The organism is Nostoc sp. (assembly GCF_036917615.1).
Classification (GTDB): Bacteria; Cyanobacteriota; Cyanobacteriia; order Cyanobacteriales; family Nostocaceae; genus Nostoc.
Window position 1 is genome coordinate 116,452 of the sequence record NZ_JBALCZ010000027.1, and the last position, 14,905, is coordinate 131,356.

The 14,905-nt window shown below is 43.9% G+C and carries 12 protein-coding genes and 1 pseudogene; 7 read left to right on the forward strand and 6 right to left on the reverse strand.

Annotated elements, in window-relative coordinates:
* Positions 1-273: 273 nt before the first annotated feature.
* Entirely contained in the window at positions 274-1,077 is an 804-nt protein-coding gene (locus V7K85_RS10065) for a peptidylprolyl isomerase (protein WP_334813197.1), read from the reverse strand.
* Positions 1,078-1,595: 518 nt separating this feature from the next.
* Positions 1,596-1,970, reverse strand: a complete 375-nt coding sequence (locus tag V7K85_RS10070; protein WP_334813199.1) for a cytochrome c — start codon at positions 1,968-1,970, stop codon at positions 1,596-1,598.
* A 210-nt stretch (positions 1,971-2,180) separates the two neighbouring features.
* Between V7K85_RS10070 and petG the strand changes: the two genes are divergently transcribed.
* Positions 2,181-2,294 carry a cytochrome b6-f complex subunit V gene (gene petG / locus V7K85_RS10075; RefSeq protein ID WP_300414119.1) on the forward strand — a complete coding sequence of 38 codons (114 nt, stop codon included), beginning with the start codon at positions 2,181-2,183 and terminating at the stop codon, positions 2,292-2,294.
* A gap of 84 nt (positions 2,295-2,378) precedes the next feature.
* On the opposite strand, the gene rsmD is transcribed toward petG, so the two are convergent.
* Together rsmD and hisH are read right to left on the reverse strand one after the other, a co-directional pair.
* Positions 2,379-2,924, reverse strand: coding sequence for a 16S rRNA (guanine(966)-N(2))-methyltransferase RsmD (gene rsmD / locus V7K85_RS10080; protein ID WP_334813201.1), 546 nt, complete (start codon positions 2,922-2,924; stop codon positions 2,379-2,381).
* 85 nt (positions 2,925-3,009) lie between these two features.
* On the reverse strand, positions 3,010-3,645 hold the full coding sequence (gene hisH / locus V7K85_RS10085) for an imidazole glycerol phosphate synthase subunit HisH (protein ID WP_334813202.1): 636 nt from the start codon (positions 3,643-3,645) through the stop codon (positions 3,010-3,012).
* Between the two features lie 58 nt (positions 3,646-3,703).
* On the opposite strand from hisH, the pseudogene V7K85_RS10090 reads away from it, so the two are divergent.
* From V7K85_RS10090 to V7K85_RS10115, 5 genes and pseudogenes are all read left to right on the forward strand, one after another.
* Positions 3,704-4,173, forward strand: a pseudogene (locus V7K85_RS10090) (peptidase C15); the annotation flags it as partial.
* Between the two features lie 419 nt (positions 4,174-4,592).
* Positions 4,593-5,960 carry a DUF3370 domain-containing protein gene (locus V7K85_RS10100; protein ID WP_334813519.1) on the forward strand — a complete coding sequence of 456 codons (1,368 nt, stop codon included), beginning with the start codon at positions 4,593-4,595 and terminating at the stop codon, positions 5,958-5,960.
* Between the two features lie 439 nt (positions 5,961-6,399).
* The gene (locus V7K85_RS10105; RefSeq protein ID WP_334813204.1) at positions 6,400-6,876 is read left to right on the forward strand and encodes a response regulator; all 477 of its coding nucleotides are present in this window, start codon (positions 6,400-6,402) and stop codon (positions 6,874-6,876) included.
* The gene (locus tag V7K85_RS10110) at positions 6,877-7,197 is read left to right on the forward strand and encodes a response regulator (RefSeq protein WP_334813206.1); all 321 of its coding nucleotides are present in this window, start codon (positions 6,877-6,879) and stop codon (positions 7,195-7,197) included.
* A 102-nt stretch (positions 7,198-7,299) separates the two neighbouring features.
* Positions 7,300-7,737 carry a response regulator gene (locus V7K85_RS10115; RefSeq protein ID WP_334813208.1) on the forward strand — a complete coding sequence of 146 codons (438 nt, stop codon included), beginning with the start codon at positions 7,300-7,302 and terminating at the stop codon, positions 7,735-7,737.
* A gap of 155 nt (positions 7,738-7,892) precedes the next feature.
* On the opposite strand, the gene V7K85_RS10120 is transcribed toward V7K85_RS10115, so the two are convergent.
* The gene (locus tag V7K85_RS10120) at positions 7,893-9,218 is read right to left on the reverse strand and encodes a hypothetical protein (protein WP_334813210.1); all 1,326 of its coding nucleotides are present in this window, start codon (positions 9,216-9,218) and stop codon (positions 7,893-7,895) included.
* Positions 9,219-9,372: 154 nt separating this feature from the next.
* Here V7K85_RS10120 and V7K85_RS10125 point away from each other — a divergent pair, with 154 nt between their 5' ends.
* The gene (locus V7K85_RS10125) at positions 9,373-9,945 is read left to right on the forward strand and encodes a Uma2 family endonuclease (RefSeq protein ID WP_334813212.1); all 573 of its coding nucleotides are present in this window, start codon (positions 9,373-9,375) and stop codon (positions 9,943-9,945) included.
* 790 nt (positions 9,946-10,735) lie between these two features.
* Here V7K85_RS10125 and V7K85_RS10130 read toward each other — a convergent pair.
* Positions 10,736-14,806 carry a DNA-directed RNA polymerase subunit beta'' gene (locus tag V7K85_RS10130; RefSeq protein WP_334813214.1) on the reverse strand — a complete coding sequence of 1,357 codons (4,071 nt, stop codon included), beginning with the start codon at positions 14,804-14,806 and terminating at the stop codon, positions 10,736-10,738.
* Positions 14,807-14,905: the final 99 nt, after the last annotated feature.

A 14,905-nucleotide genomic window follows, 5' to 3' on the forward strand; every position in this document is an offset into this window, starting at 1 on the left:
TTTTTGTCTTTAGATGTCTGTTTTTATTCCTGGTTGGCTTTTTTGTCTAAGTAATTTCAGTTTATGACAGTTGGGGTGCGGAAGGTGGGTTATAAATGGTGATATTACGCAATCCGGAAGAACAAGGGGATGCCTGCGGCGGACTACGCCTACGCTAAATTGGGAGAGTGCATACTATGAGGTGGGACATCAAAAGCGATCGCTCGTCCAGCCTGGAAAACTTACAGAGCGATCGCTACCTTCAGTTTTGAAGCCAAGCATGGGAGGTGAATTTCATGCTTGGGTTAAAGGTTTATCGTCCTCTTCCTGTCGTCCCGTGTCCCCCTCCCCTTGAGGTGCAGACATGATTTGCTTTTGCTGTTCTTGTAGCCAGGTTTCAAAGAGTTCATTTAGCAGGCGCAATTTCATAAATTCATCCAGTTGTGCTGAAATCAGTTTTTCCAGCCGCAAAATAACGAACCATTCAGCGATGCGGGTAGGGGGCAATATCTGACCTGGTTGACTGCTAGAGAGCATTTGCACCATTACCGGATGTAGTGTATTCAGTTCAATCGGACCTACTAAACCGCCAGTTTGGGCTTCTGGTCCAAGTGAATATTCCCGCGCCAAGTCAGCAAAAGAGCTTTCTTTTGCCTGAATCCGGAAGTAAAGTTCTTGGGCAATTCCCACATCCTGGGTTCGCAGCAGGGAATAAATTACTTTGTCTAGTTTTGCCTTGGACTGAAAAAAGTAAGATTCCAGTTTATTAGCCCACGTGGCTTGCTTGAATTTTTCAATTTTCAGCTTCCGAGTGGTAATAACTTCTAGTTGTTCGGGAGTCAGCCCTTGACGTGCCATCCAAGCCTGGATGTCTTGTTCATTTTTGAACTGTTTTTCAGCGTAAAACTGCTGTTTAGCTTGGGCTACTTCCTCAGGTGTACACTCTATTACTACCTTCGCAAAGCGTGAGTTTTGCTCTATCGCCTCATCAATGAGCAATTCGCGCTGCAACTGTGGCAGCATTTGGTAACTTGCCAGTAAAGAAATCAGTTCACTAGCTGTGATTGTACGATTACCGATTTGGATCGCTTCAGTCATTAGCTTTCGGGCATCTCAAGAATATCTAGTTTGTTAAAGAAGCTAAACCGTAGCCGATTCACTGGGAGCTTTTGTCTTAACCCTACCGAGTTAGGTACGCTAACCTCAGTTTCGCAATAATTAAATCGTGACTTGCTAACATACTTTAGAATATACAGTTTATATGAGTTTTTATCAAAGATTCTACGTAAATACGACCAGATGTGAAGACAAGGACAGGACAAAGGAAAATGACTAGTGATAGTTCACAGTTCTCGCCACTGCGACGCTAGAAGACGAAGTGATCAAACTGAGCTAGGGTGCTTTGAGATAATCCTCTTTGAATACTAACTCTAGCTTTGTTTCATTCTGAAGGTGCGCCCCGCACATGGACTGCTGGTGACAAATCGCCCTTGCCTTCCACATCTACAAATTCTTGCCGTCTGTTAAAAATTGTCAAAGATAGAAAAAGGCAGCACATCCTATGCTGCCTTTTTCCATGAAGGATTTATATATCCCGCAACCAAAAATTCTAACGTCTACAACGACTCTAAATAGTTCAAAAGATCCGCCATTTCTTGGGCACTAGGTTGGAATTTTGGCATTGGCGGTGTTTCGCCACTAATCACTTGGTGAATCAGCCCATACCGAGACTTGTGCTTTGAAACAGCTTGCAAACTGGGTCCGACTCGCCCGTCTGCTTCCAAGCCATGACAACCAGCACAGTTAATTTGAAAGATCGCGTGTCCTTGAATTGGATTTCCTGTTAGGGATAGAACACTCTTGACGTATGGATCGGAGGCTTGAACCAACTGAACACCCAAAAAGCCTAAAGGGACTGCTAGCAGTATGGCCAGCGTCAATAAAACGATCCGCTGAATCAAAATTTCAGGTTTGCTAATCTGGTTATCCAAAAGGTTTGTTGTGAAAGTCTAGGTGTGCTAAAAAGTTTTCATTTCCTACACATAGCTTAAAAGTTCTTGATTGTGTCTGCAAGCACAGAAGACTATTTTCTTGTGGGCAGTCTCCCTCTAAAAAGGCTGTAGGGCACAGGATTCATACAAAATTTGGTAAAATCAAAAACAGGCAACGAATATTTAATAATTACAAAGAGGAGATTTCCAGTGGTTGAACCCCTGCTATCAGGTATTGTCCTTGGTCTAGTTTTCGTCACTCTCGCCGGACTGTTTTACGCTGCCTATAAGCAATATAAGCGCTTCAATGAGTTGGGGGGATGAAGAGTGCTGAGTCTTGAGTGCTGAGGCAGGAGGCAGGAGTCAAAGTTATTTCTCCCCCTGCTTCCCCTGCTCCAGAAGCTCCTCTCATTCCACAATTGTGTAAAAAGTAAGTGATGTGTTGCCGTAAACTTTCTCGCGGCAAATTTCCCAACCGGTAATCTCTAGCGGTGTCCAACCTTGTGAGGCGTGTTCAACTGCGATTTCGCCGCTAGGATCTAAAAGTTGATAGTGAGCGATCGCTTCTAAAACTGGCTCATATAATCCACTGGCATAAGGTGGATCAAAGTAGATTCTGTCAAATTGCTTGCCTGATAAAGTCTTTAACTGCTGGGTAATATCTCCCCGCAATACCCGAAGTTCTTGCTCGGCATTAGATACCTGCTGCCAATTTTGTTGGATGATGGCACAGGCTTGGCTCGATTGTTCAATTCCCACTACTAGGCTGGCTCCTCTACACAAAGCCTCTGCGCCCATTGAACCACTACCGGCGCACAAATCTAGCCAGCGACAACCTGCAATTTTTCCCTGCCAAATATTAAAGACTGCCTCCCTTACCCGCGCACTGGTGGGTCTAGTTTCTTTTCCTGGTAAAGTTTTTAGCTGGCGATTACCGTAAATTCTCAGGCTCATTGGTTATTAGTCATTGGTCATTAGTCATTGGTCATTAGTCATTAGTTTTAGACAAAAGACAAAGAACAAATGACAAATAGTAGTATTAGGCAGGAATTTTTTCGCGGACTTGAGCAACAAAATTAGACAGGATTTGCAATCCGATATTAGAGGATTTTTCGGGGTGAAATTGGACTGCCATCAGGTTTTCATAGGCGATCGCAGCTGTTACGGTTTGAGTACCGTGGGTGACAGTTGCTGCACGGATTAGCGGGTCTATTGGGTCAACATAGTAGGAATGGACAAAATATACCCAAGGAGCAGATGGTAAATGCTCCCATAAAATACTTTTTGGCTGAGTCACTTCCAATTGATTCCAACCCATGTGAGGAATAGTGATGTCAGGTTCAAGACGAAACCGCCGCACTTTTCCTTTGATAATTCCTAGTCCTGGTTGGGTACCTTCTGCACTTGATTCAAAGAGAATTTGCAATCCTAAACAAATTCCCAAAAAAGGTTTACCAGATGCGATCGCTTCTTTAATAGGTTGTTCCAAACCACGCGCTCGCAGGTGTTGCACTGCTGGATCAAATGCTCCCACTCCCGGTAGGACTATTGCATCTGCCTGCTCTAATTCCTTTGGAGAATAAGTAACATTAGGAGTTGCCCCAGATTTTTCCAAGCCTTTGCAGACTGAGTGCAAATTTCCCATCTCATAGTCTACGACCGCAATAACTGGCATTTACCTGCTCCTTGTAAATTTATTATGGAGGGTTTTTCTATTCTAAATAATATTTGTTATGAAGAAAAGAATTCTATTAATTTCTTTTGATATTTGGCTAAAGGATCAACAGTCAAATTCTTCAGTCAAATTCTTCTGATGATTTATTACTAGAAGTTACCAAACTTGAGTTGCTCCCCCATGACTTAACTTTTTTGCACCAGTTACCCGTAAATGTGCAACTTGCCAGTGATCGGGTAATTGAAAAAATCAATGCAATTTAACCTGATTACATCATCTGTTGTGGCATGGCTGCAAGCTGTAGACAATTAAGTATGGAAGCAGGTGCTAGCTGTAAATAAATTATTTTGCAGAGAAAAGTTGATTTGGAGGAATTAGTGGCGGGAGCAGCGGCAATTGAGATTAGCCACGACTGCGGTAAATTTATCTGCGAACGCAAGTGTAGACGCACCAAAGGGTCTTTACTATTCAATGTTGGACTACTTAAGCCATAACCAACTCACGGCACGTTGTATCTTTGTCCCAATACGGTTCGGTTAAGCTGCACAGTCCTTAAAGATCCCTTATTATCCACGCCAGTTCCTAAAGAGCGGGAACGCTAAGAGCGAACAAGTCGGAAAACCGCAAGGGCGGACTAGCTCCCCTTAAAAAGGGGGAAATAGAGTTATTTTGAGCAAGCCAATTTATTGGGGAGCCACTCGCTCAGAGCGGTTTCTCCAAGTGGAGGAGCCAGCCGCATGGGCAATCCCGACTTGAGCGGACTGGCCTCAAGTGGCGTGGGTTGGGGGGATCGAGTCTTATCTGAACCGTATTGACCTTTGTCCACGTTGCGATTCTCAATCAAGAAAATTTGATCGGGATTCTTGCAGATTTCATATTAATTATTAATAAATTGGCACTTTCATAAAGTTGTTAGTGTCTGTATGGTGGAAGAAATATCTAAGTATATGTTGCCATTGTTACTAATTTTCCCAATTGCCCAATCAATTCCTGCCACACCACCACCTGAAGAAGTGGTGCAACCACAAGAAGTACGACCTTTACCAGGTAAGTTGGATACAGTGCCAACTTTTAACAGCAATAGTCCAGAATTGGTGTTGAAAGAAGGAATTTTACTCTCGACTTTTCCACCCGATGGTAAAAAAGTGCCAACGGCACATTTGAATTTTCCCTTTCGGGGACGATTTGATATTTTTGCCCACCACATTACTAAGGCGGAACCACCAGAAAATTTGCGTTCTCTTTATTTGGGAATAATTCTGCATAACCCTGGTTCTCAAACAGTGAAGATAAATATTTGGCAGGCGGCGAGTTATTTAAGTCAACCGGATGCACCATTTATTCAGTTACCATCTTTTAGTCAAAATCTTTTAGGTACAATTTTTGCCGGTCCAGGCGATCGCGTCATGTCTGATGTGCTTAGAGGAAAACGACAAGAGATTTTTCCTGCCCAAATTGAAATTCCACCAGGGCAAAGTCGGATGTTACTAAATTTACCAATTCCTGTGCAGGGATTGACACCACCCCTTAATGGTCGGTCTACATTGATGCGACTGTGGAGTAATGGGACTGTTTATGCAGCTAGCCTTGCGATGTTTGCGCGGGTAAATCCCGATGGCAGCGAGCGATCGCCTACCTTAGAGGAGTGGCAAAATTTATTAGATAATGGTGATTTGGCGGGGCCACGGGATAAAACCCCCACTCCCGTTGAGGAAACTGGTAAGCCTATAGTTTATGGGCGTGTAGCCGGAGTAGCTGGTGGTTCCCAATGGAGAGCCTTATTAGTAGATAATCCTAAAAAAAGGTATCTAACTATTCCTCAGCCTGGTCAAGTATTTTCCTACGCTCTGAGTACCATCATGCAGGGTACGTTAGGAACTGGTCAAATTCAAAGTGCTACCATGCTGGTGCGCTATCCTGACACCGCATATCGCGCTCATGGCAACTACGGAGTTCAATATAGTCTGAAGTTGCCGCTATACAATAATACTCAAAGTCCTCAAACTGTGATTGTGTCCATGCAAACGCCACTCAAGGAGGATCAGTTAGGAAAACCGGGGTTACGCTTTTTGAGTACACCAGCCAGTCAAGTATTCTTTAGAGGAACGGTGCAGGTACGTTACAAAGATGACCAAGGTCAGCCGCAAACTCAGTTTGTGCATTTAGTGCAAAAAAGAGGTCAACCAGGGGAACCATTAGTTTTATTAAATATGAAGGCAGGCGATCGCTCCTTAGTAGAAGTAGACTTTCTCTATCCCCCGGATGCTACACCACCGCAAGTCTTAACAGTCTCAACCCAAGCTGAACCTCGCTAATGAGTCATGGGTAATGGGTAAGAGCTTTTCTCCAATTACCTGTTACCAAGAAATATTAGTCAACTTTGTGAATACTACAAAAACGCCATTGCCAAAACCTAAAAATATTAGAGGAAATATGAATAAATTTAAATTTATAAAACTTATTTTAAGTTTTGTGTGATTCGATATTAACGATAAATCAGGTCAGCTAAATACTTCTAATTACGACTGTAAAGCCCTGGACTTCGACTATTACTGAAGACAGCACTTTGCTTGTAGAAACCATACGTATAATTCCTCTGGATTCCTACGCCGTCTGTTTGAGCAGCAAAACTCTGAGAATGGCGTTGCACAATGTTAAGTAAAATTAGGGAAATCTTATTTTTCTATGAAAAATGCACTAATTATTAAATTCTCGTTAGATACTGTGACATTCACTTAGAGTGAGGCTCCTGGTATGCCCATTCCTAACACTTCTACATTGGACGGATTGCGAGTACTAGTGGTCGATGATGACCTCGATTCCTGTGCCTGGATGACTTGTTTGCTTGAATTTTATGGGATTGAAGTTCATTCAACTTTCACGGTACATCAAGCCTTAGCAACGTTTGTCGAACTTCGCCCAGATTTAGTACTTAGTGATATTGTCATGCCCGGTGAAGATGGTTATTCGCTGCTACGTCAGATCCGGCAAATCGAAGATAGGCTTGACAAATCCACTCCCGTTATCGCAGTCACGGCACTCGGAGAGTTAGAAGCGGGATTTCCGAAGTCAGAAGCAAGGTTTGACCAATGGTTATTAAAGCCTGTGGACATAGATGAGTTGCTCGGGGCGATCGCTTTTCACGGTACATCAAGCCTTAGCAACGTTTGTCGAACTTCGCCCAGATTTAGTATAGCAGTGGACAAAGCCGTTAGGACAAGTTGGCGGTAGATGCTTTCAACAAGCGTACATTGTGAATTTATTTTTGTCCTAAGCTTCCTGTCCGTTGCTATACTTAGTGATATTGCCATGCCCGGTGAAGATGGTTATTCGCTGCTACGTCAGATCCGGCAAATCAAAGATAGGCTTGACAAATCCACTCCCGTTATCGCAGTCACGGCACTCGGAGAGTTAGAAGCTAGATTTCCGGAGTCGGAAGCAAGGTTTGACCAATGGTTATTAAAGCCTGTGGACATAGATGAGTTGCTTGGAGCGATCGCTTACCTAACAGGACGGTCAATGTTGATCGGTGATTTAGCTTCTTCATATTGATAAAACTTTTCACCCTAAGTTTGTGTATTTAGGGTGAATACTTATTCTGCTCCATGCGTTGCAATAGAAATAGCAGACTATAGCAGGCAATAAAAGGACGGCATGGCAACAGATCAAAAAATCAATCAAGAAACTGAGTTCAATCCCCTCCAGCACCTTATTGGAACCCTGATCTTACTGGTAGAGGATGAGCCAGATATTGCAGATTTGCTCATCTTCATTTTGGAAGCAGCAGGTGCAGAGGTAATGGCTTTAACCGATGCAGAAGCAGCCCTTGCCTTGGTAGAATCGCTTCATCCCGATCTTCTGCTGTGCAATGTGAAGTTGCCCGATCATGATGGAAATTGGTTAATTGAGCAAATTCGAGTGCATTCTTGTCCATCTATAAGACAGTTACCTGCGATCGCTATCACTTCTTATACACGGGAGGTTTCAAGTCATAAGGCTTTGAATGCTGGCTTTAATCGATTTCTAGTTAAGCTTGAGAGTCCAGAGGAAATCGTAGCTGAGATTGTTCACCTGCTATCTAGCGATGTTTAAATCTAACTATCCGGTTTTTATCTCGTTTTATCACACTGATTTTACCCAATACGGACTGGAAGCACACAGCTAGCTGTACGCTCCGACAAACGACTCTACCTTGGAAACCATATAACCCTAAGTAGTAGAGTGAGATATTGGATATATTTTTAACCTTATTGAAAACCTTTTGCTGGCTTTTTTTGCCCCTTACCCTTGGGCTTAGATTTGTTAACTTCTCCTAAAGCTTCTTGAAATAAGTTGTGTAAATGTATCGGGACACTAGCAATTTCTGGTAACTCTGGCTCAATAGGCTTGTTGAATTGTTGCAAAAGTGCGTCCAAGTCACTTTCAAGGCGAAATGGACGTTGCAGATATTTCTGCAACACATTTTCTAATTGAGTTGGATACTGTTGCGCTAATCGATGCCAGATAAAAGCGTTAATACTTTTATCTTCAATATAGTAGCGAATTAATTTTTCAGCCCCTTCAATACTTTGCCAGTCCTCTGCCGCTAAAATTGCTTGTACCTTACTATATGTTGGTAAAAACATTTGTCCCCAACGGGGATGAGAAAGAGCCGTTACCTGTTCTGCTTTCTTGAGTTCGGCAGGTAAATCAACTTTTGGCATAACCATTTTGCTATTGCCGCTTTTGCTGTTAAACATCTGAGAAACTGCGTTTGAGTCAGCACCAAACTCTTCTGCTGCTGCTTTGATTTCCTCATCTCCAATGCCAGCAGCTTCTGCCACTTCAGCCAATGACTTAGAAGTATCAATTCCTGCTGCTGCCAAGCTTTTTTCAGTAATTAATTCTTGAAATTCCGCTATTTTTTTATTAAGCTGGTATCCCGGTAATGTAATTTCATCAGTGCCGAAAAAGTCCACAAACTGCTGATGATATTGTGCTACTGATTGCCAAGCTTCTTCTAGCAAGTCTGGAGCATCGCTGTAAAGATTACTTTTATAGTTTTCTTTAAAATTACCAATTGCTACAGCAAGTTTTGGTTTACCCAATTTACCCATTATTGTATAAGGGCCAGAAAACATCCAGTAGTTATCGGTAACGGGAGAAATGCGAGTTAGCAAGATTTCTCCTACTTTCAACCGAGATATTGCCTGTAGCGTTTGGACATTGTTTGGCTTGACGATGTAGCCTTTATCTGTCAACCAGTTTGTCAATTCAAAACCATCAGGTAGGATGTTGGTAATGGCAAATAAGCCAATAAAACTATAATGCCAGCTGTTGATCAGGTTGCGATCGCTCTGGTCTAAATCTGGACGGCTTTCGATAAACAACTCTAATGGAGACTTCTCACCGACTTTCCCCGCTGTCAGAAAGCTATCGATGATTAAGTCCTGCTGTGTACTATCTCCACTTCCACGGCGCGACTGTGCTGCTGCATAAGTTTCCAGTGCTTTTGCCAGTTCGCCTTCAGCATCAAAGACAAAATCAACTAACGCTTGTTTTAATTCGTGCGATCGTTCTAAGATGACATCCACAAGTTAATCTCTCGGTGCAACAGATGTAAATTATAGCTTTTGAGAGAATTGCAGCATCTAGCTATTGCTAGATTTATGAAGATGCACACTTAGCGGATTTAGGCGTCAAGCTTCTCTTAAACTAGATAAAAGGCATCACACAAGGTTATTGCAGATGGTTGCAACTCCAAATTCTAGCTATATTTTCCCAGAAGACTATCTCAAAGGAGAAGAAACTAATCCTATCAAGCATGAATATAAACAGGGACAGGTTTATGCAATGGCAGGAGCAAGTAATGCTCATGTGATTATTTCTCTTAATATTGCTTCAATGTTGAGAAATCATTTGCGCGGGAGTGGTTGTCAGGCTTATATCTCAGATACCAAAGCACATATTGAGTCGATTAATATCTATTACTACCCCGATGTGATGGTAAGTTGTGACCAACGAGATAAAGCTTTTAACAACTTTCTGCGTTACCCCTGCTTAATTGTAGAAGTGCTATCTTCGACAACAGAAGCCTTTGATCGAGGTGATAAATTTGCTGACTACCGACAGATGGAGTCACTTCAGGAATATGTACTTGTGAGTCAAACTCGGTTAAATGTTGAGTGTTTTCGCCGCAATTCAGAGAGACAATGGGTACTTTATCCTTATGCACAACAAGATATCATTCATCTGGCAAGTGTAGATTTTCGGTGTGCTATTGCAGATTTCTATGAGGATGTTACTTTTGAATCGCCGTAAGTAAGTCGGCGCTAATATTTCAAGCTATGTTAATAAATTTAAATGTAGGGTGCCGTACTCTCTAAGAGGATGTTTTAAAAGTGGTTAGCTGTGATTTTAAGCACTTATTGATCCCCCCTAGCCCCCCTTAAAAAGGGGGGAACCGGATCAAAGTCCCCCTTTTTAAGGGGGATTTAGAGGGATCTAGAACGTTTTGCTACCGACAAGAGGACTTTAAAAACATCTTCTAAGACGAATGGCACAGCGATCGCCTGACTCATTCCATTATTAAACAACAGGACTTACGCAAAATCATGAAAAAACGTAGACGCGGAGCGGCTTGCCGCAGGCTATCGCAAAGGACGCAAAGGACACAAAAGAATAAGGTTTCAGAGAGTTATTGCGTAAGTCCTAAACAAATATGATTCCTTTGATGGTATTTTTGGTTCAGTAGCCCAGAAAAAAAGCTAGCATCCTCTCAGAGACTACGGCATCATCAGCAATTCAAGGTGCATTAGCCTACGGCATAACACACCCTACTCCTACTAGTGGTTTGTGTCATTAGTTTTGATAGGTGAATCAGCGTCCTTCTCTACGAGACGCTGCGCGTAGCTTGCTTCTCCGTAGGAGTATGGGGGTCGTTTTCTTAGCCATCAAAATTAATCAGACAGACCACTAGGTTGAAAGCCAGAAAAGAGAATCTTGAGGATTTAAAAATGTGTTTTTAGAGAGCAAAATAAAAAGGCAAAAGAAGATTTTCTTTTGCCTTTTTACTTTTTACCTTTTAATAGAGACGCGAAATTTCAAGTCTCTACTCATCGTCGAAATCATCTTCGTCGTCTTCCTCTTCTTCCTCGAAATCGTCGTCGTCTGCTACTTCATCGGCGATTAATTCATCTTCGTCATCTAGAATTGACCTTTCTGCACGTCTGCTACCAAAACCAGATTCCCCAAGAGTAGGAGAATCTAAATTATAGGTGCGAGCTGTGCGGTCATCTAAGACCATATCCAGGGGGTCATCAACTTCATCCAAGACACTACTGTTAATCTCAGCAGTATAATCATCGATCGCACCGGGTTCTTCATAGGTATTGTACCCAGTACCAGCCGGAATCAATCGCCCGATAATCACGTTTTCCTTTAATCCGCGCAGCCAGTCGGATTTGCCTTCGATAGCTGCTTCGGTAAGTACTCGTGTTGTCTCTTGGAAGGATGCGGCAGAAATAAAGCTGTCGGTGTTCAACGATGCTTTAGTGATACCCAACAATACTGGGGTGTACTGTGCCCTAGCACCGCCTGTAATTGCCATAGCTTCGTTCACCTGCTCAACTTGGCGCAGTTCTACCAATTCACCGGGAAGCATGGTGGTGTCACCACCATCATCAATCCGGACTTTGTTGGTCATCTGGCGAACAATTACTTCAATGTGTTTATCAGAAATATCAATTCCCTGAGATTGATACACCATTTGCACTTCATTCACCAAGAATGTCTGTACCTTCTGCAAAGCATGGCTAGCACAAGCATAAACTCCGTCTTCGGAACCCAGGCTAAAGAAGATTTCCAAAATTTCGTGTGGATTGGATGGGCCATCGGTCAACGGTTGTCCTGCTAACACAGTCGCTCCATCTGGTACAATCAAATTTTGTCCTGGACCTAGAGGATAATCAGTAACCACGCCATTTGATTCTACGACCTTGATGGCGATCGCTTCATCACCATCGCCGTAAACTACCTTAACTTCACCCGCCCGGCGACATAAAATGCACGCTTCTTTCGGTTTGCGAGCTTCAAGCAGTTCCTCAATCCGGGGCAAACCTTGAATGATATCTCCGGTTTTGGCGCGTTCAAATACCAACAACACCAAGTTATCACCCCGTTGTACCAAATCGCCGTCTTCTATCTGCAACACGGCACCAGGGCTGACTCGATAAGGGCGACCTACACGGGTAGTAATAGCGTAGTTCTGAGTTTGGAGTGAGGAGTTAGAAGTTTCGGAATTAACTCCTAACTCTTCACTCTTAACTCCTAACTTTTTAACGTCCACTACTTGCCCTGATTCTTGGGCAAAAACTCCAGGAGCAACTTCTGTACCTTCTACTAGCAAGTCACCCACCTTTACTTTAGGCTGAGTACTAGTATTAACCGTAAGCATGTCAGTATGGCGCAACACCAAGCAGCGACGCACGTTTTCGGTTCCTTTTTGAACGCCCCGCACTATCCCCCCTTCTTTACCCAGGATTTGGGTACGTGCGACCACAGAACCGGGAGCGATGGTTAACCCATCTTCTACCTCAAGTGTGGTCTGGGTGCTGCCTTGGGTGGCATCAGCAGTAATGTCTCGACGAATTACCAAGGACTCCAAAATCACCAGCTGCAAGCGTTGAACTTCTGAGTCTTCGGTATCCTGTACCAATTCAATATCTGCTGCTAAAGGCGAAGCATTGTGGTCTTGTTCTCCTTCTTGCTCAATTTCCAGTACTAGCTGGGTTCGCAGCAGTTCCACACCTTCAACAGACTTGACGCGTTCCGAATCTTTGTAAGGCAGTCGCTGCACTGCCCGCAGCTGAATCGATCGCCCAGTTTGTTGGCTTACTGATGTAGTTGATGGCACATCTGGATTATCGGGCACGGCAAACTCAACTACTGGACGACTCAACAGGGCGGGCCCTTCTGGTGTCTCCACATACTGGATATAACGCAATTCCGTGGCGACATTGCCTTGGAATTCCTCACCTGGTTGGATGAAGGTGTTATCTCGCCCGATAACTGCTTCTGGATCGTCCACCATTAGCAGTTCCCCTGGCTTAACCACAACTTCCCGCAGGATGTCGTTTTTCTGAGTTACTTCTACCACACCGCTGTTTTGGCAGAAAATATCCTTCACCACCTCAGTGCCAGCTTCCACAAACTGACCGTCTTCTACCAACAGCAAGGAGATATCTTTATTGACTTCGTGACTTTCTTCGGGAATCCACAAAAGGGTACCGCCCTGCACGACTTCATAACCCAGCTTGGCTTTGCCTTTTTTCTGGACTTCTACACCCGCGAATTTCAAAAATCCACCAGTGCTTGTGCGATAACGGTCATCAATTAACTCAGCCACTACTTGACCATTTTGCACTTTTGTGCCTGGTGTAGCTCGGAGGTTAAATACCTGGTTGTTGCCAGTGGAGACTAGGTAATTATTGCGACCTTGGGAACTTTGGACTGTTACCGTTGCCTGGTCTAAGACTACAGAAGCAGTGATAATCTCAATTTCCCTGGTACTCTTACCTGGAGTAGCTTCGGGCAAGCGCACCACACCACCGTGCAAAGTGGTTAACTTGGTTTCTGCTAAAACTCCATTAGAGGCGATCGCATCACCATTTTTGACAATCAATTCTGCGCCAGGCGGCAAGTTATAAACTTCCCCAGACAAAATCCAAATCAAACCACCGCGTGCGGCTGTAGTTGTGGTATTACCCTGACGGTCGGTTTTTTGTTCTGGAACTACTTCGGCAAATTGTACTTCCCCTGCCAAGTCAGAGGCGACATCTTTAACTGCTTTTTCTGTATTAGTCCGAGTTGTGCGTCCACCGAGGGCAACCTCTGCCAACAACTGACCTTGTTTTACTTGATTTCCATCAAATACATATAGTGTTGAACCTTGAGTCAGATGAACTTCCTGGTTGTCTGGGGTAACATCACCTACTTTTGTTGGCTCCAAAAGCAGGATACCATTAGCCTCAACATACAGGGCATCTTCCCCGTGGCGGGTACGATATGTTCTGGTCTTCAGTTTGCGGGGAAGCTTGACAGTCCCATCGATTTTAGAACGAACTTGTTGCGCCACTTCCCCTGTAAACACACCACCTGTGTGGAATGTCCGCATGGTTAGCTGAGTGCCAGGTTCGCCGATACTTTGGGCGGCAATAATCCCCACAGCTTCGCCCAAGTCCACCATTTTTGCGTGGGCTAAACTCCAGCCGTAGCAGTGTTGACAGACAGAACGTGCAGCTTCACAAGTTAGGGGCGATCGCACCACAACATCTGCCACCCCAGATTTTTCAATTTTCTTCGCCAAGTCCTCAGAAATTGGCGAATTGCGTGGTGCAATCACTTCTTTTGTCACCGGATGCACCACATCTTCGCCAATTACCCGTCCCATCAAGCGGGTTGCTAGAGGAATCAAGGTTTTGGCACCTTCTGTCATTGGTCCAATGGTAAGACCTCTGGTAGTGCCGCAGTCAAATTCCCGAATAATTACATCCTGCGATACATCCACCAATCGGCGGGTGAGATAACCAGAGTCAGCCGTCCGTAAGGCAGTATCCACTAATCCTTTTCTGGCACCATAAGACGAAATAATATATTCCGTCACAGTTAGTCCTTCACGGAAATTAGTTTTGATGGGCAAATCGATAATTTCCCCTTGAGGGTCTGCCATCAGTCCCCGCATCCCCACCAATTGCCGGACTTGGGAGATGTTACCCCGCGCCCCGGAAAATGCCATCATGTATACGGAGTTCAGGGGATTAGTCTTCTTGAAGTGGACGACTACTTCATCTTTCAAGGCTTCACTGGTACCATTCCAGGTATCGATTACCTTTTGAAAGCGTTCTACTTCAGTGATTTCTCCCCGTTGGTAACGGGTTTCAGTGGCGCGAATTTCTTCTTCGGCTGCTTCTAGCAGCAATCGCTTAGTTGGTGGCACCATCAAGTCATCTACACTGATCGAAACCCCTGCTTTGGTAGCGTAGCGAAATCCCAAATCTTTGAGTTTGTCCGCCATCACTGCGGTTCGCGCCGTACCATAATGCGTAAAGGCCCAAGAAATTAAATTTCTCAGTTGACCTTTGTCAACCACTCGATTGCGAAAAATCATTTTTTCGTTAGTCATTAGTCATTAGTCCTGAGTCATCAATAATTAATAATTCGTAATACTCGCCAGAGGCGAGAAGCAAGCTACGTAATTCGTAATTCGTAATTGAAGAATTAA

Coding starts and splice junctions, on each gene's coding strand:
- V7K85_RS10125 (WP_334813212.1), top strand. CDS start 9,373: ATGGTTGCAACTCCAAATTCTAGCTATATTTTCCCAGAAGACTATCTC.
- V7K85_RS10110 (WP_334813206.1), top strand. CDS start 6,877: ATGCTTTCAACAAGCGTACATTGTGAATTTATTTTTGTCCTAAGCTTC.
- V7K85_RS10105 (WP_334813204.1), top strand. CDS start 6,400: ATGCCCATTCCTAACACTTCTACATTGGACGGATTGCGAGTACTAGTG.
- V7K85_RS10100 (WP_334813519.1), top strand. CDS start 4,593: ATGTTGCCATTGTTACTAATTTTCCCAATTGCCCAATCAATTCCTGCC.
- rsmD (WP_334813201.1), bottom strand. CDS start 2,924: ATGAGCCTGAGAATTTACGGTAATCGCCAGCTAAAAACTTTACCAGGA.
- V7K85_RS10065 (WP_334813197.1), bottom strand. CDS start 1,077: ATGACTGAAGCGATCCAAATCGGTAATCGTACAATCACAGCTAGTGAA.
- V7K85_RS10115 (WP_334813208.1), top strand. CDS start 7,300: ATGGCAACAGATCAAAAAATCAATCAAGAAACTGAGTTCAATCCCCTC.
- V7K85_RS10130 (WP_334813214.1), bottom strand. CDS start 14,806: ATGACTAACGAAAAAATGATTTTTCGCAATCGAGTGGTTGACAAAGGT.
- hisH (WP_334813202.1), bottom strand. CDS start 3,645: ATGCCAGTTATTGCGGTCGTAGACTATGAGATGGGAAATTTGCACTCA.